Source organism: Variovorax sp. 05T418 (assembly GCF_056396385.1).
This window is the reverse complement of the sequence record NZ_JBFTLJ010000011.1, coordinates 100,333-122,542: the sequence shown is the minus strand read 5'-3', so window position 1 is coordinate 122,542 and position 22,210 is coordinate 100,333. Positions and strand designations below refer to the sequence as shown.

Annotated in this window: 19 protein-coding genes; 8 read left to right on the top strand and 11 right to left on the bottom strand. The window is 69.8% G+C overall.

The window, feature by feature from the left end; genetic code table 11:
• Positions 1–7 precede the first annotated feature (7 nt).
• From AC1DMS_RS21880 to AC1DMS_RS21865, 4 genes are all read right to left on the bottom strand, one after another.
• Positions 8–1,720, bottom strand: coding sequence for a ShlB/FhaC/HecB family hemolysin secretion/activation protein (locus AC1DMS_RS21880; protein ID WP_478181812.1), 1,713 nt, complete (start codon positions 1,718–1,720; stop codon positions 8–10).
• A gap of 374 nt (positions 1,721–2,094) precedes the next feature.
• Entirely contained in the window at positions 2,095–4,248 is a 2,154-nt protein-coding gene (locus AC1DMS_RS21875) for a CHAT domain-containing protein (RefSeq protein WP_478181811.1), read from the bottom strand.
• 144 nt (positions 4,249–4,392) lie between these two features.
• Positions 4,393–6,579, bottom strand: a complete 2,187-nt coding sequence (locus tag AC1DMS_RS21870) for a catalase (RefSeq protein WP_478181810.1) — start codon at positions 6,577–6,579, stop codon at positions 4,393–4,395.
• The gene (locus AC1DMS_RS21865; RefSeq protein ID WP_012745663.1) at positions 6,576–6,743 is read right to left on the bottom strand and encodes a hypothetical protein; all 168 of its coding nucleotides are present in this window, start codon (positions 6,741–6,743) and stop codon (positions 6,576–6,578) included. The genes AC1DMS_RS21870 and AC1DMS_RS21865 overlap by 4 nt, the downstream gene beginning before the upstream one ends.
• Positions 6,744–7,079: 336 nt before the next feature.
• Here AC1DMS_RS21865 and AC1DMS_RS21860 point away from each other — a divergent pair, with 336 nt between their 5' ends.
• The gene (locus tag AC1DMS_RS21860; protein ID WP_012745662.1) at positions 7,080–7,898 is read left to right on the top strand and encodes a transglutaminase-like domain-containing protein; all 819 of its coding nucleotides are present in this window, start codon (positions 7,080–7,082) and stop codon (positions 7,896–7,898) included.
• Positions 7,899–7,920: 22 nt separating this feature from the next.
• Here AC1DMS_RS21860 and ligD read toward each other — a convergent pair whose 3' ends face one another.
• The 3 genes from ligD to AC1DMS_RS21845 form a co-directional block, all read right to left on the bottom strand.
• Complete coding sequence (gene ligD / locus AC1DMS_RS21855; protein WP_436287195.1) at positions 7,921–8,829, bottom strand: non-homologous end-joining DNA ligase; 909 nt, start codon at positions 8,827–8,829, stop codon at positions 7,921–7,923.
• Complete coding sequence (gene ku / locus AC1DMS_RS21850; protein WP_478181809.1) at positions 8,826–9,845, bottom strand: non-homologous end joining protein Ku; 1,020 nt, start codon at positions 9,843–9,845, stop codon at positions 8,826–8,828. Before ku ends, ligD begins: the two co-directional genes overlap by 4 nt.
• A 205-nt stretch (positions 9,846–10,050) precedes the next feature.
• The gene (locus tag AC1DMS_RS21845; protein WP_478181808.1) at positions 10,051–11,055 is read right to left on the bottom strand and encodes a M14 family metallopeptidase; all 1,005 of its coding nucleotides are present in this window, start codon (positions 11,053–11,055) and stop codon (positions 10,051–10,053) included.
• 172 nt (positions 11,056–11,227) lie between these two features.
• On the opposite strand from AC1DMS_RS21845, the gene AC1DMS_RS21840 reads away from it, so the two are divergent.
• The gene (locus tag AC1DMS_RS21840) at positions 11,228–11,500 is read left to right on the top strand and encodes a hypothetical protein (protein WP_436301283.1); all 273 of its coding nucleotides are present in this window, start codon (positions 11,228–11,230) and stop codon (positions 11,498–11,500) included.
• Between the two features lie 9 nt (positions 11,501–11,509).
• Here the strand turns inward: AC1DMS_RS21840 and rpe are convergent, their stop codons facing one another.
• Complete coding sequence (gene rpe / locus AC1DMS_RS21835; RefSeq protein ID WP_478181807.1) at positions 11,510–12,208, bottom strand: ribulose-phosphate 3-epimerase; 699 nt, start codon at positions 12,206–12,208, stop codon at positions 11,510–11,512.
• Between the two features lie 71 nt (positions 12,209–12,279).
• Here rpe and apaG point away from each other — a divergent pair, with 71 nt between their 5' ends.
• The 4 genes from apaG (at position 12,280) to AC1DMS_RS21815 (ending at position 17,242) form a co-directional block, all read left to right on the top strand.
• The gene (apaG, locus tag AC1DMS_RS21830) at positions 12,280–12,675 is read left to right on the top strand and encodes a Co2+/Mg2+ efflux protein ApaG (protein ID WP_012745656.1); all 396 of its coding nucleotides are present in this window, start codon (positions 12,280–12,282) and stop codon (positions 12,673–12,675) included.
• Between the two features lie 126 nt (positions 12,676–12,801).
• On the top strand, positions 12,802–14,775 hold the full coding sequence (locus AC1DMS_RS21825) for a site-specific recombinase (protein ID WP_478081204.1): 1,974 nt from the start codon (positions 12,802–12,804) through the stop codon (positions 14,773–14,775).
• Positions 14,772–16,043 (top strand): cation:proton antiporter, encoded by a 1,272-nt coding sequence (locus AC1DMS_RS21820; protein WP_012745654.1) that lies wholly within the window; start codon positions 14,772–14,774, stop codon positions 16,041–16,043. Before AC1DMS_RS21825 ends, AC1DMS_RS21820 begins: the two co-directional genes overlap by 4 nt.
• Positions 16,040–17,242: a YbdK family carboxylate-amine ligase gene (locus AC1DMS_RS21815; protein ID WP_478129338.1), complete on the top strand. Its 1,203-nt coding sequence runs from the start codon at positions 16,040–16,042 to the stop codon at positions 17,240–17,242. Before AC1DMS_RS21820 ends, AC1DMS_RS21815 begins: the two co-directional genes overlap by 4 nt.
• Here the strand turns inward: AC1DMS_RS21815 and AC1DMS_RS21810 are convergent.
• The gene (locus tag AC1DMS_RS21810; RefSeq protein WP_478181806.1) at positions 17,239–18,216 is read right to left on the bottom strand and encodes a GlxA family transcriptional regulator; all 978 of its coding nucleotides are present in this window, start codon (positions 18,214–18,216) and stop codon (positions 17,239–17,241) included. The genes AC1DMS_RS21815 and AC1DMS_RS21810 overlap by 4 nt on opposite strands.
• Before the next feature lie 103 nt (positions 18,217–18,319).
• On the opposite strand from AC1DMS_RS21810, the gene AC1DMS_RS21805 reads away from it, so the two are divergent.
• Positions 18,320–18,949 (top strand): isochorismatase family protein, encoded by a 630-nt coding sequence (locus AC1DMS_RS21805; RefSeq protein ID WP_436299392.1) that lies wholly within the window; start codon positions 18,320–18,322, stop codon positions 18,947–18,949.
• A gap of 25 nt (positions 18,950–18,974) precedes the next feature.
• On the top strand, positions 18,975–19,934 hold the full coding sequence (gene thiL / locus AC1DMS_RS21800) for a thiamine-phosphate kinase (protein WP_478181805.1): 960 nt from the start codon (positions 18,975–18,977) through the stop codon (positions 19,932–19,934).
• Here the strand turns inward: thiL and AC1DMS_RS21795 are convergent, their stop codons facing one another.
• Positions 19,935–20,645 (bottom strand): DUF3053 domain-containing protein, encoded by a 711-nt coding sequence (locus AC1DMS_RS21795; protein WP_049826138.1) that lies wholly within the window; start codon positions 20,643–20,645, stop codon positions 19,935–19,937.
• A gap of 49 nt (positions 20,646–20,694) precedes the next feature.
• Positions 20,695–22,155: an MFS transporter gene (locus AC1DMS_RS21790; protein WP_478083996.1), complete on the bottom strand. Its 1,461-nt coding sequence runs from the start codon at positions 22,153–22,155 to the stop codon at positions 20,695–20,697.
• Between the last annotated feature and the right edge of the window lie 55 nt (positions 22,156–22,210).

Sequence of the window (22,210 nt, the reverse complement as noted above, 5' to 3'; positions counted from 1 at the left end):
GCTGCCCTCAGAAGGTCTTTTGCGCCTGCACGTACAGCCGCGGGTTGCGCCCGCCGCCGTCGGTGCGCGCGGGGTCGGTGCCGGCGCGCCAGGCCAGCGTGGCATTGATGGTGAAGTTGCCGGGCCGCGTCCAGCTCAGGCCGATGCCCGCGCCGCGCAGGCTGCGCGAACGGGGGCCGCTGTCGAAGATCGTCGGGTTCTTGGTCTGGCGCCCGTGCGCCGCGTCGTAGAACAGGAAGGGCGTGAACTCGGCATCGAGCGACCAGCGCCATTCCACGGTGCCGATCACGCCCTGGTCCACCAGCAGTTCGCCCGAGGGGTAGGCACGCACGGCACGCGCGCCGCCCAGCGAGAGTTTTTCCGAGGCATCGAGGTTCTTGCTGGCCCACTGGCCGCCCAGCGCCAGGTACAGCGAGTGCCGGGGCAGCACCGCCTGCAGGCGCGAGAGCTGGAAGGTGGCCTTGGTGAAGCCGCCCTCGGTGCGGTGCCCGCCCAGGCCCTGGTCGGTCTGCAGGCTGTCGGCGTCGCGGATCGAGAGCCGGCCGTGGTAGAGATTGCCGGTGCTCGCCCAATAGCCGCCGCCCAGCCAGTCGTCGCGGCGCTCCCAGGTCCAGCCCAGACCGAAGCCGCGCACCCGCTTGCGCGCCGAGAAGTCGACCGCCGTGTACTCGTCGGTGAGCTTCTTGCTGTCGGCCGACAGGCGCAGGAACAGGTTGTGCTGGCGCTGGCGGATCACCGGGTAGCTCAGCGAGACGTCGAACACGTCGGCCTTGCCCTGGGCGCCCAGTTCCGAGAACTCGCCGCCCAGCTCGTAGTTGACGCGCGCCAGCCCGAGGCCCGCGCGCAGGCCGCTGCTGCCGATGGGCGCCTCGTAGGCGACGCGGCCGAACTGCAGCGCATTGCCGTTGGAGACCATGGCGCGCACGTCCAGGTTGTCGCCGATGCCCAGCGGGCTCGCCCAGCGCATCGTGCCGCCGAGGCGGTAGCGGCCCGATTCCTTGGTGCCGTGGTTGTCGGCCTCGGCCGCGAAGGCCCAGCGCGGCGCCGGCGCCACTTCCACCGACAGGTCGGTGGTGCCCGGCTGCGTGCCTTCCTGCAGCGCGGACGAGACCTTGATGCCGGGCTGGTCCGACAGCAGCAGCATCGAGCGTTCGTAGGCCGGTGCGTTGACGGCCTCGCCGGGCTGCAACGGCGCAAGGAAGCCGCGCACGCGCGCCTCGCTGATGGCCGCATCGGGCGCAACGATCACCTCGACCTTGCCGAGCCGGCCTTCGATGACGCTGATCTCGACGATGCCGTCGCGCACGGTCTGCACGGGCACGACGGCCTGCGCGAGGAAGTAGCCGCGCTCCTTGTAGCGCGCGGTAATGGCCTGCGCCAGGCTTTCGAGATCGCCGAGCGTGACGTCTCGCCCGATGTACGGCGCGGTGATGCCCTGCAGTTCCTCGTTGCTCAGTGCCTTGACGCCGTTGAGCCGCAGGTCGTTGAGCTTGAATCTGGCCGCAGGTGGCTGCGGCGGCGCGGGCAGGCTCTGAGGCGCCACGGTGCCAGTGGCCTGCGCGACGGGGCGGTCGCAGCTGCCGCAGGGATCCTTTGTCGGCAGCAGCGCATTGGCATCGGCTTCCGCTGCATGGGTGCGCTGGGCGGCAACGAGAAGCGTTGCGCTCACCAGGGCGGCGACTGCGAGGGCGATCGGGGTGGAGCGTTGGATTGCGCGCATCTGCATCTCAGTGCTCCACCGCGTGTTGCTGTTGTTGGGGGCGCTGCTGTTCAGGGTGCTGTTGTTCAGGGCGCGTGCACAGGCCACCGGGTACTCCCCTCCGCGAATGTCCCCCGCCTTCGGCTCCTCCTTTATTTCGCTGCGGGGAGCACCCGATGCCCTGCGCACGATGAGCGCGGTCGTTGTGCTGACCGATCAACGACCGCTGCGCATGACGATCACGTCGATGGGGTGCCTTGCGCAGCGAAATCAAGGAGGAGGCCGCAGGCCGGGGGACATTCGCGGAGCAAGGTACCCCGTCGGCGTGATCGCGGCCCGAACAACAAACTTCAAACACAACACCACAAACAGACATGGCAATTCTTCTTTTCATGTCAGCTCCCCACCGTGAGACGCCAGTTGCCGATCAGGTTGAACGGCGCCCAGAAGAAGGGGTGGGACATCTTCGGATCCTTCAACACCGCCAGCTGCCCGGCCTGCATCGCCTTCTGGATGTCGCGGCCCTTGGCCAGCTCGCCGTAGAGCGTGCCCATGAGCACCGCGGTTGCGTCGTCCGACACCGGCCACAGCGATGCGATCAGGCTCGAGCTGCCGGCCGAGAGAAAGGAGCGCGTGAAACCCAGCACCTCGTCGCCCTGCGCGATGCGCCCCAGCCCCGACTCGCAGGCCGACAGCGTCACCAGCGCCGTGCCGTCCATCGGCAGGCCGAGGATCTCGTGCGCCTCCAGGAAATTCTGCTTGCCGCCCTCGTTGGCCAGCAGGATGCGCGAGTACAGAGGGTCCACCGCGTCGGCCTCGGCATGCGCCGCCACGTGCATCAGCGGCGAGCGCGCGGCCACGTCGCGGAACTGCGTCTTGGTGGCCGCGGCGCCCATGTACACGGCGTTGCGCGGGAACAGCTGCGCGAGCTGCTTCACCTCGACCTCGGCGCCCGGCAGGTCGTACTTGTCCTCGATGCGCGGGTTGCCGAAGGCCGTGAGCGACGCGCCCACGCGCGGCGAGCGCTGCGCGAGCTGCACCGCGATGCTGATCGATGGCGCCACCGCCACCGGATGCGTCTCGATCACATAGCGCCCGTCGAGCCGCAGCGCCTGGAACGGCAGGTAGTGCAGCGGCCCGTGCGGCACCACGATCAGCCGCTGCCCCGGCGCCAGGCCCAGCGGGCCGAGCAGCGCGGCGCCGAGCTTGTCGGCATTGGTGATGGCCGCGCGGCGGCCGCGCACGATGGAGTTGCGGAACACCTCGACCAGCTCGGTGAGTTCGTCGCGGCGCACCGGCACCGTCCTGGCCTCGATGCCGGCCGGGCCGACCACCCACACCAGCAGCCGCTCGGGCAGCGAATGGAACTGCACCACGCGCTCGTCGGGCGCGAGCATGCCCTGCAGCGCGGCCAGGTCCACGGTGGTCGCCGCGCGCTCGTTGATCTTCGCGCGGCCGCGCACCGCATCGAGCAGCGCGCGCGAGCGGCTGCGCTCGCTCACCTCGAAGGCCTGGCGCGCATCGCCTGCGTCGCTGTAGATCGAGACGCCGCGCTCGAACACCGACTGCAGGTCGGAGAACAGGCCCATCTTGAATTCTTCGCTGCGGAACCTGGCGCGCACCTGGTCGATGCCGCCCAGCGCACGCGCCACGGCCTCGGCCGCGGCCTGCTTCTGGCCGAGCGCAAGTTCGCTGCGCGCCACGCCGTCCCAGGCCCAGAGGCGGTAGTACTCGGTGTCGGTGCCGACCTGCCGCGCCGTGAGCGCGCGGTAGAGGTCGCGCGCCTCGGCCGGCTTGTTCTCGGCCAGCAGCAGCCGCGCGCGGGTGCGGTCCAGCTGCGCCGTGAGCGGCGCGTCCCGGGGCGGCGCCATGCCCCCGAGCACTTCGCGCGCCCTGGCGGCGTCGCCCGATTCGATCAGCGCATTGACGAGCGAGGCCTGCACCAGCGGCGCATAGCGCGCCGAGCTGTTGGCCAGCGCCTCGTCATAGCTGATGACGGCGCCCGCATAGTCGCCGCGGCGGGTGCGCACGTCGCCGATCACCTTCTGCACCGGGCCGACCACCAGCTTGGGATCGCGCGCCGGATGCTTGAGCGCCTCGCGCGCGAATTCCTCGGCCTTCTCGAGCTGGCCCGAATAGCTGTAGACGATGGCCAGGTCGCGGTTGGCCATGGCCAGCAGGTTGGGATCGCTCGTGGCATTGGCCAGGTGCAGCGCCTTGCTGGCGGCGCGCACGCTCTGGCGGAATTCGCCGGCCTCGGCCAGCGCCACCGCCTGGCTGCAGTACTGGTAGCCGGACAGCTTGACCGCATCCTGCCCGTAGAGCACCGCGCCCTCGCTGGTCAGCGCGAGCAAGGTGTCGGTGTCGGCAAGCCGGGCCTGCTCCGCCCGGCCGGCCGCGGCTTCGGCATTCGGCCCCTGCTGTGGCTGCTGCGCCGATGCCGGGGACCCATGGCCCAGCAGAAGAATGGCTGCCAGCCCCAGCGCACCCGCGGCCCCTGCACGACGTGCCGAGCGCTCCCGTTCCGTTCTTCTCGAAAACCACGTCATTGGACCCCCGCGCGCGGCCCGTGTGCCCGCGGTTGCGGGGGTCGACGCCGCGGAAGTGCGCGCCGTTCAGGCCTCGTGGGGAAAGTCTAGGAGCGGCCCCCTGCGGCGCCTATTCGCAAGAAGGCCTAGCGCGAACGGACTACATCAGGCAGGAATCGCATCGATGTTGGCGCGGTCCCAGTGGCGGTGCCTCGCGATCGCGGCGATGAAGGCCTGCGCGATCTGCGTCGCCTCGCTGGTGTCGCCGAGGTTGGTGACCGGCGTGGCCGCCACGATGATGCCGGCGGGCGCATCGCCCAGCTGCGCGTTGGCGCCGATGCCGAGCGTGGAGAGCAGCTGCACGCCGTCGCCCACGGTGCAGATGGCCTTGCAGTGCTTGTACGCCTCCAGCACGAAGTGCACCGCATCGCCCATGCCCGCGAGCGCCGCCACGCCCTGGGCGCCGCCGGGGATCAGCACGGCATCGAACACGACCGACGGCCCGTTGGCAAAGGTCATGTCGACGTCGATCTGCCGCTTCGATGCGCTGGCGATGGTGCCCAGCCGCGCGCCCACCACCTTGCACTTGCCGCCGGCCTGCTCGAGCGCATCGCGGATCGGCTTGAGCGAGGCGGAGTCGATGCCGTCGGCCGCGAGGATCGCGATCTTGCGCGTGCGGATCGAGCCGTCGCCGCTGTCGGCCATGCTGAGCGCGGGCGACTCCTCGATGGGCAGGGTCATGCGGTGCTCGCGGTAGCCGGCGCGGCCCGCGGCCGCCTTGGCGTCCGGCGCGCCGATGCCCAGCGGCTCGGCCACGCGGCGCGCGAGCTTCTCGTCGACGTGCGCCAGGTTGTCGACCATGCGCTGGCGGATGGCCGGCACGTCGACCTTGGAAAGCTCGAAGCGGAAGGCCGCAACGATGTGCTCCTTCTCGGCCGCGCTCTGGCTGTTGAAGAACAGCCGCGCCTGCGTGAAGTGGTCGTCGAAGCTCGGGCTGCGCCGGCGCACCTTGGGCGACTCGAGCTCGTCGGGATGCGGCTGGAAGCCGACGCTGCCGCCGTCCACCCTGAACTCCTTGCCGTCGCCCAGCGAGTTGGGCTCGTAGGCCACCTGGCCGCGCGCGATGGTCTGGCGGTGCATGCCGTCGCGCTGGAAGTTGTGGAACGGGCACACGCTCTTGTTGATGGGCAGCTCGTGGAAGTTGGCACCACCCAGGCGCGAGATCTGCGTGTCGGTATAGGAGAACAGGCGCCCCTGCAGCAGCGGGTCGTTGCTGAAGTCGATGCCGGGCACCACGTGCCCCGGATGGAAGGCCACCTGCTCGGTCTCGGCAAAGAAGTTCTCGGGGTTGCGGTTGAGCACCAGCCGGCCGATGCGCTGCACGGGCACCATCTCCTCGGGGATCAGCTTGGTGGGATCGAGCAGGTCGAAGCCGAGCGAATCGGCCTTGTCGGGCGGCACCAGCTGCACGCCGAGCTCCCACTCGGGAAAGTCGCCCTGCTCGATCGCTTCCCACAGGTCGCGGCGGTGGAAGTCGGGGTCCTTGCCCGCGACCTTCTGTGCCTCGTCCCATGCCAGGCCATGGATGCCGAGCTTGGGCTTCCAGTGGAACTTCACGAAATGGCTCTCGCCGCGCAGGTTGACGAAGCGGAAGGTGTGCACGCCGAAGCCTTCCATCATGCGCAGGCTGCGCGGAATGGCGCGGTCGCTCATCGCCCACATCAGCATGTGGGTGCTCTCGGGCATGAGCGAGACGAAATCCCAGAAGGTGTCGTGCGCGCTGGCGGCCTGCGGCATCTCGTGGTGCGGCTCGGGCTTCACGGCGTGGATCAGGTCGGGAAACTTCATCGCGTCCTGGATGAAGAACACCGGGATGTTGTTGCCCACGAGGTCGTAGTTGCCTTCGCGGGTGTAGAACTTGACGGCAAAGCCGCGCACGTCGCGCACCGTGTCGGCCGAGCCGCGCGAGCCGGCCACGGTGGAAAAGCGCACGAAAACGGGCGTCTTTGCGTCCGGGTCCTGCAGGAAGTCGGCGCAGGTGAACTGCGACATCGACTTGTAGACCTGGAAATAGCCATGCGCCGCCGAGCCGCGCGCATGCACCGCGCGCTCCGGGATGCGCTCGTGGTCGAAGTGCGTGATCTTCTCGCGCAGGATGAAATCTTCGAGCAGCGTGGGCCCGCGCACCCCGGCCTTGAGCGAATTGTGGTTGTCGGGGATCTGAAGACCCTGGTTGGTCGTCAGATTGGGCGCATGATCGGTTGCGAATCCATCGAGCTGCTGCTGCTTGGCGTTGCTGCCGTCCGTGGCCTTCGAGCGGCGTCCGGCGGCGGCCTTGTTCTGAGGCGTCATCGAGGGTCTTTCATGGGAGGGTCGGCTTCGTTGTCGAGAAAGAGGTCCAGCACGTTCACCAGCGCAATCAGGCAGATGAAGCCCGCCACGGCGGCCACCACCCAGAACAGGATTTCATCCCCCCAAGCACCGGTGAGTGAATCGAACAGCGACGACAGATCCATGATTCGCTCCAGCAGATCAGATTGAACAACTCGATGCTTGCGCTGCGGCCTCCATGAAGCCACGAAAGCGGGTTCGCGGGGGCAGTTGCGAGCGAATCCAAAGGTTATGTTTTTCTCACACTGTTACCCGTAGTGGCGCCTCGCCCGCGCTTGTGGGAGAGGCGGCGTCTACGCGGTAGGAGCGCACCGACAGCGGCTGGCTGCCGCCTACGCGGGCTGGCGTGTCGGCCCGCATCCGCGCCCGGTGCGCAGCCGTAGCATCGAACACGGTCGGCACGAAGCCTGCTTGGGCATTCGTGGACCGAAGCCATTCACACAGGGAAGAAAGAAAGAAACATGCAGATCAAGATCGGTTTCGACATCGAACTCGCCGTCACGGCGCCCACCGCACTGGTCTACATGCTGCATGTCCACCCCTCGCGCGCGGCGGACCTGCAGGACGGTGAGCACGTCACCCTCACGCCGCCGCTGCATACCGACTACTACGTGGACGGCTTCGACAACCATTGCGCGCGCGTGCGCATTCCCGCAGGGGTAGCGAGCGTGCGGCTGCGCAACCATGCGGTGGTGTTCGACCCGGGCTGGGCCGATCCGGTTGACTTCGGCGCCGTCGAGCACGCGGCGGCGGACCTGCCGGTCGCCACGCTGCCCTTCCTGCTGCCGAGCCGCTACTGCGAGGTCGACAGCGAACTGCTCGCCTTCGCCTGGAGCAACTTTTCCAGCGTGGCGCCGGGCTGGCACCGCGTGCAGTCCATCTGCGACTTCGTGCACGAGCACCTGCGCTTCGACTACCAGAGCGCGCGCGCCACGCGCACGGCGCTGGAGGGGTTCCGCGAGCGCACGGGCGTGTGCCGCGACTTCGCCCACCTGGCGATCACGCTGTGCCGCTGCATGAACATTCCCGCGCGCTATGCCACCGGCTACCTGGGCGACATCGGCATTCCGCCCGTGCCCTCCCCGATGGACTTCAGCGCCTGGTTCGAGGTGTACCTGGGCGAGCGCTGGTACACCTTCGATGCGCGCCACAACGTGCCGCGCATCGGCCGCATCGTGATTGCGCGCGGACGCGACGCGGCCGACGTGCCGATCACCATGGTGTTCGGCGCCAACTCGCTCAAGCGCTTCGAAGTGACGACCGAGGAAGTGCCGCAGTAGGCCCGCGGCCCCGCTCACGCAGTCACTCAGGCAGGAAGCCGAGCATCTGCATCGCGGCGCGAAGGCCGGTGCGGCTGCGCTCCATCGCGTCCCAGGGCGTGTTGCCGGTGGCCAGGCGCGGGCCGATGTTCGCCACCGTCCAGTGGGCGGCGCTGTCCAGGTCGGGCAGCTCTTCCCAGGCGAGCGGCACCGACACGCCCATGCCGGGCCGCGCGCGCGCCGACCATGCGCTCACGGTGGTGGCGCCGAAGCCGTTGCGAAGGTAGTCCGCGAAGATCCGGCCCACGCGGTTGCGCGGCCCGCTCTTGGCCACGAAGCGCTCGGGCACGGTGCGCGCCAGGTGCTCGACGATGGCCCGCGAGAAGCCGCGCACCTCGTCCCAGCCGAACTGGCGCCGCAGCGGCACCACCACGTGCAGCCCCTTGCCGCCGCTGGTCTTGAGGAACGACGGCAGGCCGAGCTCGTCGAGCAGCACGCGCACCAGCAGCGCCGCCTCCTGCATCTGCTGCCAGTCGATGCCTTCGCCGGGATCGAGGTCGAAGGTCATGCGGTCGGGCTTGCCGAGGGCGCGCGAGGTGGCGTTCCAGGTGTGCAGCTCGACGGTGTTGAACTGCGCCGCGCCGACCAGCGCCTCGGCGGTGTCGATCTGCAGCAGCGGGTCGTGGCCCGGGTCGAGCGCGGGATCGAGCAGCTTGATGCCCGCGATGTCGCTGTGCTGCGCATGCTTCTGGAAGAACAGCTCGCCGCCCACGCCGTCGGGCGCGCGCACCAGCGCCACCGGGCGCCCTTCGAGGTGCGGCAGCATCAGCGGCGCCACGCGCGCGTAGTAGGCCGCGAGATCGCCCTTGGTGAGGCCGCTGGCGGCGTCGATCAGGCGCTCCGCGTGGGTGATGCGCGGCGCCTTCTGCGCCGTGGCCATGCGCGCGCTCATGCCGCGCGGCGCCGGGCGGTGGCGCTCTTGGCCGGAGTGCGCTTGCGCGCGGCGCCGCTGCTGCTTTTTGCGGCGGCCTTGCCATGGGCCCGGGGCTTGGCCTTGGACCTCGGTTTGGTTGCCGCGGGCGCCTCTTCTTCTTCATCGCCGCTGTCTTCGCCGGCCGCGGCCGCCTTGCCGCCGCCACCGCCCTTGCGCAGGCTGCGCTGCAGCAGCTCGGTGAGGTCGATGATCTTCGCGCCGCGGCTCTCCAGCGCCTGGCCTTCCTCGGGCTCGATCTGCGTCACGGTCTCGGTCTGGCCCGCGGCCACCTTGCGGTCGACCAGGCGCAGGATCTCGTCCTTGAACTCGTCCTTGTAGTCGTCCGGATCCCACTCGGCGCTCATGTCCTCGACCAGCTGCTCGGCCATCTTGATCTCGTGCTCGCGCAGCCCCGCCTTCTTCGCGTCTTCCGACGGCAGCGGCAGTTCGGTCCAGGGCCGGATGTCGGCGCCCCAGCGCAGCAGGTTCAGCACCAGCCCCGGGCCCACGGGCACGAGCGCGGCCAGGTGCTGCTTGGTCTGGATCACCACGCGCGCCACGCCGATGCGCTGGGTGCGCTGCAGCGTCTCGCGCAGCAGCGCGTACACCTTGGTGCCGCGGTTGATGGGCGCCACGTAGTAGGGCCGCTCGAGGTAGACGAAGGGGATGCCGTTGGCGGGCACGAAGCTCTCGATCTCGATGGTCTGCGTGGTCTTGGGATAGGCGTCGGCAATCTCCTTGTCGCTCAGCACCACGTATTCGCCGTCTTCGTACGCGATGCCCTTGACGATGTTCTCGCGCGCGATCTCCTTGCCGGTCTTCTTGTTGATGCGCTTGTAGCCGACCGGGTCCATCGTGCGCTTGTCGAGCCAGTCGAAGTCGATGGCGTGGTCGGTGGTGGCCGAGTACAGCGCCACCGGGATGTGGACGAGACCGAAGCTGATCGCGCCCTTCCACAGGACGCGCGGCGCGGGGGCTTTTTTCGAGACTGCCATGGACACACTCCTTCAGCCTCGAGACTCTGCGCCCCGGGCCGCTCGGGGATGTAGGAGCGCGGCGGCGCCTGCCGTAAGGCGCAGGCCGGCGTTTTCTCCCTCCCCTGCCGGGGGAGGGCCGGGGTGGGGGCAAGCGGTCGTTTCCACCGAACGCTCTGCCCGCCCCCATCCCGGCCTTCCCCCAAAGGGGGAAGGAGCAAATGCTTCAGGCCAGAGGGGTGGGCCCGAGCACGCGCTCGCTCGGGCGCGCGAAGTAGAACCATTCGGCGCCGGGCAGCGCCAGCGCGTTGGGAAAGACGATGAAGCCGTCGTCCGGCGCGCTCACCAGCGTGCCGTCGTGGCGCATGCCGATGGGTTCGCCGCGCTGCACCGCATCGAAGGTGGCCCAGTCGCGCACGAAGCTGTCGTCCTCGTGCAGCCGGTCGGTCACGCTCGCCAGGCGCAGCAGCCGGGGCGGCGCGGGCGGCGTGCCCGCCAGGCCCTGGGGCAGCGCCGCCATGCCGAGCAGCGCGAGCGCGCGGCGGATGGCGCGCCAGGCCACCTCGGGCGCCTTCGGGTCCCGGTGCTGGCCGCATTCGAGCGTGACGCCGTAGCCGCCGCAATTGCGGATGTATTCGTTGGTGCCGCGGCCGAAGTCGATCGCGTCCTCGCCCACCGCGATGCCGGCGGAGCGCTGCGCGAGGCCGGCGGCATAGATGTCGAGCCAGCCCTCCACCACGATGGGCGTGCCCAGGTGCAGCGCGAGCAGCCCTTCCTCGCTGGCGCGTGCAAAGGGCTCGAGCGTGCCGGTGTTGTCGCGCGGGCCGATCATGGCGAAGGCCTCGCCCTCGCTCTGGAAGGAATGCAGGTCGAGCAGCACGTCGTGCCGCTCGATGATGGGGCACAGCACGTTGGTGACCCGGTCTTCGTAGTCCGCGGGCGCAGCGCTCGGCTTGAACAGGCGGTTGAGGTTGCGCTCGCCTTCGCGCTGCAGGCGCCGCCGCGCCAGCGGGTTGGCAACGGGCACCAGCGTGAGCTGCCCGCGCCGCAGCCGGAAGGTGCCGCCGTCGAGCTCGGCCAGCACGCGCTCGATGCCCGCGGTGCCGCAGGTCTCGTCGCCATGCACGCCGCCCAGCACGAGCAGCCGCGGGCCCGGCTCCAGCGCGGCGAAGGTATGGATGCGCAGGTTGTCGGTGGCGGCAGCAGCGGCGGCAAGAGGATCGGAGGACATCCGGGCGATTATTGCGGAGGCCTTCCCCTGCGCGCAAAGACGCTACTCGTTTCATAGCGGCGCGCCGTGCCTACAGGGCATGCCTGGGCTGTCCTACCGGCCGCGGGCGGCGCGCCATGCAGGCTCGGTCGTGGATGCACACAGACACCGCAGCAAAAAGGAACCGAGCGCCATGAGCAGCACCAAGCCCCGTACCAAGGATCCGGCCGACCCGAGCGACCCGCTGCGGGACGCCGGCGGCGGCGACACCAAGACCCGGCAGGGCGGCGATTCGGCGCCGCGCCTGCCGCACGAGCGCGACGAGTCTTCCGACAGCCAGCAAACGCCGAACGGAAAGCCGCCCGAGATCGGCCGCAAGGGCCACGAGGACATCGAGCGCGGCAGCGTGGACACCGACCGCGGGCCGGTCACGGACCGCGTCTACAACGACAAGGTCAAGCGCTGAGCCGGGGTTTTATTTGCCGCCCACGCCTGCCAGCTGGTCGCGCATGGACGAAATCACTGCCGCGTAGTCCTTGGCGTTGAAGATCGCGCTGCCGGCCACGAAGGTGTCGGCACCGGCCGACGCCACGCGCGCGATGTTGTCCACCTTGATGCCGCCGTCCACCTCCAGCCGGATGTCGCGCCCGCTCTGCTCGATGCGCTTGCGCGCGAGTTCGATCTTGCGCAGCGCCGAATCGATGAAGCTCTGCCCGCCGAAGCCGGGGTTCACCGACATGATCAGGATCAGGTCGATGTCGTTGATCGCCCAATCGAGCGCCTCCAGGCCAAGCCCCGGATTGAACACCAGCCCCGCCTTGCAGCCCGCGCCCTTGATGGCCTGGATGCTGCGGTTCACGTGCGGCGAGGCATCGGGGTGGAAGCTGATGTAGTCGGCGCCCGCTTCCGCGAAGGAGGCGGCCAGCGCGTCGACCGGCTGGATCATCAGGTGCACGTCGATCGGCACCGCCTCGCCGTCGGCCGTCTTGGCATAGGGCTTGAGGGCCTTGCAGATCATCGGGCCGAAGGTCAGGTTGGGCACGTAATGGTTGTCCATCACGTCGAAATGGATCCAGTCGGCGCCGGCGGCGATGACCTTGGCCAGTTCGTCGCCCAGATGGGCGAAATCGGCCGAGAGAATGGAGGGGGCGATGCGGAACGGCGTGCTGCTCATGCCCCGATTGTCGCAGCCGGCGGAAAACCCGGAAAGCAGTGCAAGAGAAGGCTCCAGTTACCATCGCGCGCATGCCGCACAGCCCCATCCGCGTCCAGGTCGAACCGCGCTATCTCGCAGACCAGTCCTCGCCCAAGGACAAGATCTACACCTTTGCCTACACCGTCACCGTGACCAACGAGGGCGAGACCAGCGCCCAGCTCATCGCCCGCCACTGGCTCATCAACGACGCCTCGGGCCATGCGCAGGAGGTCAAGGGCCTGGGCGTGATCGGCCAGCAGCCGCTCCTGGCGCCCGGCGAATCGTTCCGCTACACCAGCGGCTGCCGCCTGCAGGCGCCCAGCGGCACCATGCACGGCAGCTACTTCATGGTGACGGAAGACGGCGAGCGCTTCGACGTGCCGATTCCGATGTTCGTGCTGGAGGCGGACATCGGCGGGGCGCCCGTTTCACGGGTATTGCACTAGCACTCCCCCAGGCTCCGCGCACTTCGTGTCGCTCCTCCCTCCCCCTCGCCGGGGGCAACACCTGAGGCCCGGCGGAGCCGGTTCCTCGGTGTTTCTGGTATTTGGTTCTCCTTTTTAAGTTTTTTCATGGCTGCTGCATCGCTTGACCTGCAGGGGCTGCTGGCCCGGCTTGATCCGACGGCGGATGTGGCGCAGCGCCACATCTGGCTGATCGACGTCTTCGACTGGCTGCGCGGCGACCGTGCGTCGCCGCAGGCGGCGGTGGGGCGGGTGTCGCTGCTGCTCGACGCGGTCGAGGCGCGGCCCGAGCTGCGCGGGCGGCTGCGGGCATGGTGGCGCGCCTTCACGCAGGCGGTCGACCTGACCACGCTGCTCGCGGACTACGGCTTTGCGCCGCGCACCGCCTTCGTGAGCGAGCTCACCGAACGGCTGCGCCGCAAGATCCTGCCCGGCACGCCCGAAACCACCGACGCCTCGGACCTGTTCCGCATGGTGCTGCCCGGCGCGTTCGACGCGGGCTGGATCGCATTGCTCGACGACGCACAGCTCGCGCGCATCGGCAATCTGCTGGCCGACGCCGCACTCGACGACATCGATGGCGCTCCGCGCTGGCGCCACACCGTGATGGACGCCGTCACCTACTGCAGCAGCCAGGTGGTGGCGGCCGGCTTCTCGCCCGAATTGCGGCTGCGCATGAGCGCCGCGAGCGAGAGCCGCGCCTTCCATGCGCTGATGTCCGATCTCGACGCGTTGCGCGAGCAGATGTTCCGGGCACCCCGCGACGAAGACGCGCTGCAGGCCGCGTTCCTGGCCTTCCGCGACCGGCTCGACGCCTGCCGCGCCAGCGCCTCCTCGGTCTACACGCACCTGGAGGACAACGGCATCTCGGTCGGCCTGGTGTTCCGGCTGCGCCAGCTGCGCGAGCGGGTGCTGCGCATCCGCGAGCTGCTCGACTGCCTGATCTCGCCCGCACCCGCGCCCAGCGTGGCGCGGCTGGTGGGCCGGCTGGTGCTGGCCGGCGGCGAGCGCAACAGCATCCGCGCGCTGATCGCGTCGAATTCCTCGATGCTCGCGGCCAAGGTGACCGAGCGCAGCGCCGAGACCGGCGAGCACTACATCACGCGCGACCGCGCCAGCTACCTGCAGATGGTGCGCAAGGCCGCGGGCGGCGGCGCGCTCACTGCGCTGACGGTGCTGCTCAAGTTCGGGATCTATTCGCTCGCGCTGTCGGCCTTCTGGAGCGGGCTCTGGTCGGGACTGATGTATGCCGCCAGCTTTGTCGCGATCCAGCTGCTGCACCTGACGCTGGCCACCAAGCAGCCCGCGATGACGGCGCCCGCCATGGCAGCGCGGCTGCGCGACATCAAGACCGATGCCGCGGTGGCCGATTTCGTCGACGAAGTGGCCAACCTGGTGCGCTCGCAGGTGGCGGCCGTGCTGGGCAACGTGGGGCTGGTGGTGCCCGCGATGCTGGCGCTCGCCCTGCTGGTGCAGTTCGCGCTCGGCCGGCCGCTGCTGGACACCGCGCATGCCGCGGCCACGCTGCAATCGCTCTCGCTGGCGGGCCCGACCGCGCTCTTCGCGGCCTTGACCGGCGTGCTGCTGTTCGCGGCCAGCATCGTCGGGGGCTGGACAGAAAACGCCTTTGTCCTGCATCGCCTGGACTCCGCCATGCGTTACAACCCTCGCATCGGCGCTTTTCTGGGTGCCGCCCGCGCCCGCCGCTGGGCCACCTTCATGCGCACGCACATATCGGGCTTTGCCTCCAACATCTCGCTCGGGCTCATGCTCGGACTGCTGCCCGCATTCGCGGGTTTCTTCGGGCTCGGGCTGGACGTGCGCCACGTGACACTGTCGGCCGGGCAGATCGCGGCGGCCGCGGCCTCCACGGGCATGGCGGTGCTCCAGCAGCCCGCGCTGTGGTGGGCGGTGGCGGCTATTCCCGTGATCGGCGCGCTCAATGTGAGCGTGAGTTTCTATTTCGCATTCCGGCTGGCGCTGCGCGCGCACAGCGTCAGCCTGGGTGACCGCGCACGCATCCGCAGCGCCATCTGGGCGCGCTGGCGCAGCCGGCCCATCAGCTTTTTTCTACCTGCATGAATTTGACGAATCTCATCAACGATCTGCTGGGCTTCTGGTCCGAGTGGCTGCGCCCTTCGGCCGGCCTGCCCACGGTGCTGTGGTCGCTGCTGCTGGCCGCGGCGGCGGCCTCCGGCCACCTGGTGCAGCGCTACCTGGGCCTGCCCAAGGTGGTGGGCTATTCGATGGTCGGCGCGGTGGCCGGCCTGGCCGGTTTCGAAGGCGCGATCTGGCCGCTGCGCGGCATCAGCCTGTTCCTGCTGGAGCTCGGCGCGGCCGTGGTGCTGTTCGAGGCCGGCGGCCGGCTGCCGCTGCGCTGGTTCCGCCACAACCCGATGGTGCTGGTGCAGAGCCTGCTCGAGGCCACGCTCACCTACTTCGGCGTGTTCTGGATGCTGCAGCTGCTGGGCCTGCCCGATCCGGTGGCCAACCCCATCGCGCTGATGGCCATCGTCGCCTCGCCGGCGGTGCTGAGCCGCGTGATCATCGACACCCGCGCCTCGGGGCCGGTGACCGAGCGCGCCATGACGCTGGCCACGCTCAACACCTTCTATGCGCTGGCGCTCGGCTATGCACAGGCCGGCCTGATCGAACGGGCGCCGCAGACGCTGCTGCAGAAGCTCTATCCGGTGGCGGTGGTGCTCGGCCTGTCGTTCGTGGTCGGCGCCATCCTCGCGCTGGCGCTGCGCACTGCCCTGCGCTTCATGAGCCCGACGAGCGAGAACACCTCGATCCTGCTGCTCGCGCTCATTGCGGCTGCCAGCGCGCTCACGGCCCACGTCGGCGGCTCGGCGCCGCTGGCCGCGCTGATCGGCGGGGTGCTGCTCAAGACGCTGAATCCCAAGCCCTGGGCCTGGCAGCGGCAGCTCGGCACGGCCTCGTCGCTGCTCACCATGCTGATGTTCGTGCTGGTGTCGATCGTGGCGGCGCAGGCCGACTGGACGCTGCCCGTGGCCAGCGTGGTGCTGGCCGTGATCGGCATCCGCCTGTTCGCCAAGATCGCCGGCGTGGCCATTGCCAACCCGGGCAGCGGCGCGAGCTGGAACCAGGCCTTCTGGGTGGGCTGCGCGATGTCGCCGCTGTCGTCGATCGCGCTGCTCATCGCCTCCAACTTCACCACCGCGTCGCCGCTGCTCGGCACCATGATCACGCAGGTGGCCCTGCCCTCGATTCTCCTGATGGAAGTGATGGGCGCCGTGCTCGCCACCGTGGCCATCCACGCGGTGGGCGAAAGCTCGGTGCCCTGGACGCCCCAGGCCTTCAGCACCACGGAGGACACGCAGCGATGACCGCGGCCATGCCTTTGCCCGACAGCGACGACTTCCGCTCGCCCGCCCTGCCCGCGGACCCCGCGAGCCGCGTGGTCAAGCTCGAGCCCTTCAACCGCTCCGAAGCGCTGTCGCTCGGCGTGGAGCTCGAGCTGCAGCTCGTCAACACGCACGACTACGACCTGGCGCCCTATGCCGAGGACATGCTGCGGCTGATGGCGCAGACCCCGCTGCCCGGCAGCGTGGTGCCCGAGATGACCTCGAGCATGATCGAGATCTCGACCGACATCTGCCATTCGGCGCAGGACGTGATCACGCAGCTCTCGCCGATCCGCGAGGCGCTCATCAGGAACGCCGACAAGCTCAACATCGCGGTGGTGGGCGGCGGCACGCATGCCTTCCAGCAGTGGCACGAGCGGCGCATCTACGACAAGCCGCGCTTTCGCGAGTTGTCGGAGCTGTACGGCTACCTGAGCAAGCAGTTCACCATCTTTGGCCAGCATGTGCACATCGGCTGCCCCGATGCCGACTCGGCGCTCTTGATGCTGCACCGCATGTCGCGCTACATCCCGCACTTCATTGCGCTGTCGGCCTCGTCGCCGTTCGTGCAGGGGCAGGACACGCAGTTCGACTCGGCCCGGCTCAACTCGGTGTTCGCGTTCCCGCTCTCGGGCCGCGCGCCCTTCACGCTGAGCTGGAAGGAGTTCGAAGCGTACTTCGAGCGCATGACCCGCACCGGCGTCGTGCGCAGCATGAAGGACTTCTATTGGGACATCCGGCCCAAGCCCGAGTTCGGCACCATCGAGATCCGCGTGTTCGACACGCCGCTCACGGTCGAGCGCGCGGCCGCGCTCGCGGGCTACGTGCAGTCGCTGGCCGCATGGTTCCTGCAGGAGCAGCCCTTCGAGCCGACCGAGGACGACTACCTCGTCTACACCTACAACCGCTTCCAGGCCTGCCGCTTCGGGCTCGATGCGGTGTACGTCGACCCGGCCAGCGGCCAGCACATGCCGCTGCGCGACCACATCCTCATGACCATGACGCAGCTCGAATGGCACAGCGAGGCGCTCAACGCCACGCAGGCGCTCGGCGAGCTGCGCACCAGCGTGGAAGCCAACCGCAACGATGCGCGCTGGCTGCGCGAGAAGCAGGGCAAGGAGCGCCTCTTGGCCGAGGTGGTGCGGCAGGCGGCGCTGCGCTTTCGCGGCGGCGGAGCCTAGGCGGCCACCGCCTCCTGCGAGAACTGCCTGCGGTAGGCCGTGGGCGACACCTTGAACGCCGCCGCGAAGTGCTTTCGCAGCGACACCGCCGAGCCGAAGCCCACGTCGGTGGCCACGCGTTCCACCGGCCGGTCTGTGGTTTCGAGCAGCCGCTGCGCGAGCGCAAGCCGCTGGTTCTGCAGCCATTGGCCGACGGTGGTGCCCGTGGCCTCGCGAAAGCGCCGCGTGAAGGTGCGCCGGCTCATGAGCGCGCGCCGCGCGAGGCTGTCGAGCTCATGCGGGCTCTGGAGGTGGCGGCCCAGCCATTCGAGCAGCGGCGCAAGGCGGTCGCCGTCCGCCGCGGCGGGCATCGGCTGGCGGATGTACTGCGCCTGTCCGCCCTGGCGGTGCGGCGCCACCACCATGCGCCGCGCGGCGCGGTTCGCCGCCTCGGCGCCATGGCGCACGCGCAGCAGGTGAAGGCAGCAGTCGATGCCCGCGGCCGTGCCGGCCGAGGTGAGCACGTCGCCGTCGTCGACGTACAGCACCTCGGGCTGCAGCCTCACCTTCGGATATTGCCTGGCAAAGGCTTCGGCCAGGTTCCAGTGCGTGGTGGCCGGGCGTCCATCGAGCAGGCCCGCCTCGGCCAGCACGAAGGCGCCCAGGCACAGCCCGACCACGATGGCGCCGCGCCGGTGCGCCGCCTGCAGCGCGCGGATCAGCGCCGGCGGCGCGGGCCGGCCGTCGTCGCACCATGAGGGCACGATCACGATCTGCGCACGCCGGATCGCCTCGAGACCGTGCGGCACCCCGAGCGTGAAGCCCGCATTGGTGTGCAGCGGGCCCGGCTCGGTGCCGCACACCTGCAGGCGAAAACGCGGGTCGCCTGCTTCCGTGCGGTCTTCGCCGAAGACCATGCACGGCACCGACAGGTGAAAGGGGCTGATGCCGTCGAAGGCGACGACGGCGATGGTTTCCAGGGTTTTTCGAGCCATGGCCCGATTTTATCGATGAATGGCTTTCGGGCCACTTTCTGCCGAAGGCTCCAGCGCGAACAATCGGGCCATCCCAACCACTTGCAACACGGAGCCACCCACCATGAGCAACCACCCCGCCCCGCGCCGCGCCCTCGTCGTGATCGACGTGCAGAACGAATACTTCGAAGGCGGCGGCCTGCCCATCGAGTACCCGCCGGTCGAAAGCTCGCTGCCGAAGATCGCGCAGGCCATGGACGCCGCGCGCGCGGCCGGCACGCCGGTGGTCGTGGTGCAGCACCACGCACCCAAGGGCGCGCCGGTGTTCCAGGCCGACGCGCACAACGGCCAGCTGCATCCCGAAATTGCGAGGCGGCCGCGCGACCACCTCATCACCAAGACCTTGCCGAGCGTGTTCACCGGCACCGACTTTGCCGACTGGATCGCGCGCCACCAGATCGACACGCTCAGCGTGGTGGGCTACATGACGCAGAACTGCGATGCCTCCACCGTGTTCGAGGCCATGCACCGCGGCCTCAACGTGGAGTTCCTTTCGGACGCGAGCGGCGCGCTGCCCTACTCGAATGCGGCCGGACAGGTCAGCGCCGAGGAAATCCACCGCGTCTTCAGCGTCGTGTTCCACAGCAACTTCGCGGCCGTGGCAAGCACCGAGGCCTGGATTGCCGCGCTGCAGGCCGGCCAGCCGATCGAGAAGGACAACGTCGTGATGTCGAACCGGCGCGCGCGGGCCTGAGCGGTTCAGCGCTTATGCTCGCCCCATGGGTGAATTCGACCTGATCACACGCTACTTCCAGCGCCCCGCCAAGCGCTCCCCGCTCGGCGTGGGCGACGACTGCGCATTGCTCGCGCCCGCGCCCGGCATGCAGCTTGCCGTGTCCTGCGACATGCTGGTCGAGGGCCGGCACTTTCTGTCGACCGTCGATCCCGCGCGGCTCGGCCACAAGGCGCTGGCAGTGAACCTCAGCGACCTGGCGGCCTGCGGCGCAAAGCCGCTGGCCTTCACGCTCGCGCTTTCGCTGCCCGGTGTCGACGAGCCCTGGCTCGAAGCCTTTTCGCGCGGCCTGTTCGCACTGGCCGACGAACACGGCTGCGAGCTCGTGGGCGGCGACACCACGCGCGGCCCGCTCAACATCTGCATCACGGTGTTCGGCGAAGTGCCGGCCGGCGCGGCGCTGCTGCGCTCGGGCGCGCACGCGGGCGACGACCTCTGGGTCAGCGGCACGCTCGGCGATGCGCGGCTCGCGCTCGAGGCGTTCCGCGGCACGCTCTCACTGCCCGCCGACGTGTTCGCGCAGGCGCGCATGCGCATGGAGCAGCCCACGCCGCGCGTGGCGCTGGGCCAGGCGCTGCGCGGTACCGCTTCCGCGGCGGTGGACGTGAGCGATGGCCTCGTGGGCGACCTGGGCCACATCCTCGCGTCGAGCAAGGTGGGCGCCACGCTCGATGCCGATGCGGCCACCGGCGTGATCGCCGCGGCCGCGTCCTGCGGCCTCGGCACCGAGATCCTGCGCACCTGCGCACTTTCAGGTGGCGACGACTACGAGTTGGTCTTCACCGCACCGCCCGCGGCGCGCGCCGCGGTCGAACAGGCCGGCAGGGAAAGCACCACGCGCGTGACGCGCATCGGCCGCATCGACGCCGAAGCCGGCCTGCGCATCGTGGACGCCGGCGGCGCGCCGGTGGCGCAGCGCTTCGGCTCCTTCGACCACTTCGTCTGATCAGGACCCTCGGACCATCGCCTGCATCTTGGCCTGGGCGGCGTTGATGGCAGCAGACTGGCCATTGAGCTCCTGCAGCATCTTGTTGAGCTGCGCCTGCACGGCCGGATCGCTCACGCTGACCGACGAGCCCGAGACCTGGATCTTCGACTTGTTCTGCTCGAGGTAGTCGCCCACCGCGAGCGCGCCGTCGAACACCTTGTCGAGGGCAGGGAACACCTCCTTGAAGGTGGCGGCCGGCGCCGAGACGGTCTTCTCGTAGGCCTTGTCGTAGACCTGCTTCAGGTCGTCGGGCTGCTTGAGCTTCGCGTGCGCGGCGTCGGCCTTGGCCAGTTCCTGGTCGAGCGCGGTGCGCAGGCCGCCCAGGCCGTCCTTGGCGGCCTTGAGGTCGTCGCGCCGCGACGCCAGGTCGGCAATCGAGCGCAGCGCGCCCTTGGCCATGACCTGGCCCATCGGCTGGCTGACCGACTTGTTCATGCCCTCGTTGAAGTCGGCGATCACCGCGTAGTGCTGCGCATAGTCGCCGAAGGAGGCCTTCTCGTCGGCCGTGGGCGTGGGCACGCGCAGGCCGGGCTTGTCGAGCACGCGGGCCTGCAGGAAGCCGATGAAGGCGGTGCGCTGCTCGGCCTCCTTGCTGCCGCAAGCCGCGAGCAGGAAGCTGAACGCCAGGCACAGCCACAACGCGTTGAAACGGACCCGGGTTCTTTTCATGATGCAGGTGCCTTCGCGCTTGGATGAACCGCCGAGCATACGATGGCCCTCATCGGCGGCGCGCGGCAACGAAGCGCGCCACCAGCCACGCCGCCAGCGCGGGCGCGATTGCGAAGCTCGCAAACAGCCAGGCCGCGGCGGAGCGCGCGCCCGCCGCGCCGCCGGGCTCGCTGAGGCCGGCCGCGTTGGCCACCAGCCCCGCCACCGCCGCGCCCACGGCCATGCCGTAGAGCTGCACGGTGGTGATCGAGGCCGAGGCCAGGCCTTCCTGCCCGGCCGGCGCGAGCGACATCACGCGCGTGACCAGGTGCGGCCATCCGATGCCCACGCCCAGCCCCACGGCCGCCAGCGCGATGGCGGCCAGCAGCATCTCGAGCCCCGGCGCAAAGCGCCCGGGTGCCGGCAGCAGCAGCGCGAGCGCGGCAAGCCCCAGCGTGCAGGCCACGGGCCCGGCGCGCAGCATGCGGTCGGCGCCCGCGCCGCTGCGCCCCGACGACAGCAGCGAGCCCGCGCTCCAGCCACCGGCCATCGCCGCAGTGAGATAGCCGGCCGACAGCGGCGAATGGCCATGCAGCAACTGCAGGAAGTACGGCACGAAGATCTCGGTGGTGGTGCCGATCAGGAGCAGCACCACGCAGGCATAGATGGCGCCCATCGGCGTGCGCAGCGCGTAGGCGCCGGCGGGCAGCAGCCGCACCGCGGCATGCCGGTCGATCCGCGTGGCGGCCACGCCGAGCGCCAGGCCCAGCGCCACGCCGGCGGCCTGCCAGGCCATGGCCGACAGGAACTCGCTGGCCGCGATCACCAGCACCGAGGCCGCCAGCAAGCCGATCTGCAGCGCCGCAATGCGCGGCATGGCCGATGGCCGTTCATGCCGCACGCCGGCCGCGGGCCGCAACTGCACCGCGACCAGCAGCGCCTGCACGGCAGCCAGCGGCAGCAGCGACCAGAAGGCCCAGCGCCAGTGCCCCGCCTGCGCGAACAGGCCGCCCACCGCCGGCCCGCAGAGCGTGGCCACGCCCCACATGCCCGACACCAGCGCCACCGCGCGCGGCCACAGCCGCGGCGCGAACACCCGCTGGATCAGCGCATAGCTCAGGGCCGCGAGCAGGCCGCCGCCCAGCCCCTGCACCGTGCGGCCCGCGAGCAGCCACGGCATGGCCGGTGCGAGCGCGCAGGCCATCGACCCCGCGCCGAAGACCACGAGCGCCGCCAGGCAGGCGCCGCGCGGACCCCGCCGCGCCAGCAGCCGCACCGACAGCGTGGCGCCGAGGATCGATCCCACCACGAACAGCGTGGTGCTCCAGGCGTACCAGTCGAGCCCGCCGATCTCGTTCACCACCGAGGGCAGCACGGTCGTCACGATGTGCACGTTGACCGCATGCAGCGCAACGCCGCCCGTGAGCGCCAGCGCACGCCAGCCGTTGCGGCCGCTGAACAGTTCGCTCCAATCGGCAGCGGGCGAAGCGGGGTGGAGCGAGGCAGGGGCGTTGGATGAGGCGGCAGGCATATGGCGCGGTCCTTGGCAGACGACGGGTGGCAAGGCAAGGCCCGGATACTAGGCC

What these genes read in the sequence shown, in the direction of transcription:
- AC1DMS_RS21840 (WP_436301283.1), top strand. Translation starts at nt 11,228, where the DNA reads ATGAGCAGCACCAAGCCCCGTACCAAGGATCCGGCCGACCCGAGCGAC.
- thiL (WP_478181805.1), top strand. Translation starts at nt 18,975, where the DNA reads ATGGGTGAATTCGACCTGATCACACGCTACTTCCAGCGCCCCGCCAAG.
- AC1DMS_RS21795 (WP_049826138.1), bottom strand. Translation starts at nt 20,645, where the DNA reads ATGAAAAGAACCCGGGTCCGTTTCAACGCGTTGTGGCTGTGCCTGGCG.
- rpe (WP_478181807.1), bottom strand. Translation starts at nt 12,208, where the DNA reads ATGAGCAGCACGCCGTTCCGCATCGCCCCCTCCATTCTCTCGGCCGAT.
- AC1DMS_RS21825 (WP_478081204.1), top strand. Translation starts at nt 12,802, where the DNA reads ATGGCTGCTGCATCGCTTGACCTGCAGGGGCTGCTGGCCCGGCTTGAT.
- AC1DMS_RS21845 (WP_478181808.1), bottom strand. Translation starts at nt 11,055, where the DNA reads ATGTCCTCCGATCCTCTTGCCGCCGCTGCTGCCGCCACCGACAACCTG.
- ku (WP_478181809.1), bottom strand. Translation starts at nt 9,845, where the DNA reads ATGGCAGTCTCGAAAAAAGCCCCCGCGCCGCGCGTCCTGTGGAAGGGC.
- AC1DMS_RS21875 (WP_478181811.1), bottom strand. Translation starts at nt 4,248, where the DNA reads ATGACGTGGTTTTCGAGAAGAACGGAACGGGAGCGCTCGGCACGTCGT.
- AC1DMS_RS21820 (WP_012745654.1), top strand. Translation starts at nt 14,772, where the DNA reads ATGAATTTGACGAATCTCATCAACGATCTGCTGGGCTTCTGGTCCGAG.
- AC1DMS_RS21865 (WP_012745663.1), bottom strand. Translation starts at nt 6,743, where the DNA reads ATGGATCTGTCGTCGCTGTTCGATTCACTCACCGGTGCTTGGGGGGAT.
- AC1DMS_RS21815 (WP_478129338.1), top strand. Translation starts at nt 16,040, where the DNA reads ATGACCGCGGCCATGCCTTTGCCCGACAGCGACGACTTCCGCTCGCCC.
- AC1DMS_RS21790 (WP_478083996.1), bottom strand. Translation starts at nt 22,155, where the DNA reads ATGCCTGCCGCCTCATCCAACGCCCCTGCCTCGCTCCACCCCGCTTCG.
- AC1DMS_RS21880 (WP_478181812.1), bottom strand. Translation starts at nt 1,720, where the DNA reads ATGCGCGCAATCCAACGCTCCACCCCGATCGCCCTCGCAGTCGCCGCC.
- AC1DMS_RS21805 (WP_436299392.1), top strand. Translation starts at nt 18,320, where the DNA reads ATGAGCAACCACCCCGCCCCGCGCCGCGCCCTCGTCGTGATCGACGTG.
- AC1DMS_RS21860 (WP_012745662.1), top strand. Translation starts at nt 7,080, where the DNA reads ATGCAGATCAAGATCGGTTTCGACATCGAACTCGCCGTCACGGCGCCC.
- AC1DMS_RS21870 (WP_478181810.1), bottom strand. Translation starts at nt 6,579, where the DNA reads ATGACGCCTCAGAACAAGGCCGCCGCCGGACGCCGCTCGAAGGCCACG.
- AC1DMS_RS21810 (WP_478181806.1), bottom strand. Translation starts at nt 18,216, where the DNA reads ATGGCTCGAAAAACCCTGGAAACCATCGCCGTCGTCGCCTTCGACGGC.
- ligD (WP_436287195.1), bottom strand. Translation starts at nt 8,829, where the DNA reads ATGAGCGCGCGCATGGCCACGGCGCAGAAGGCGCCGCGCATCACCCAC.
- apaG (WP_012745656.1), top strand. Translation starts at nt 12,280, where the DNA reads ATGCCGCACAGCCCCATCCGCGTCCAGGTCGAACCGCGCTATCTCGCA.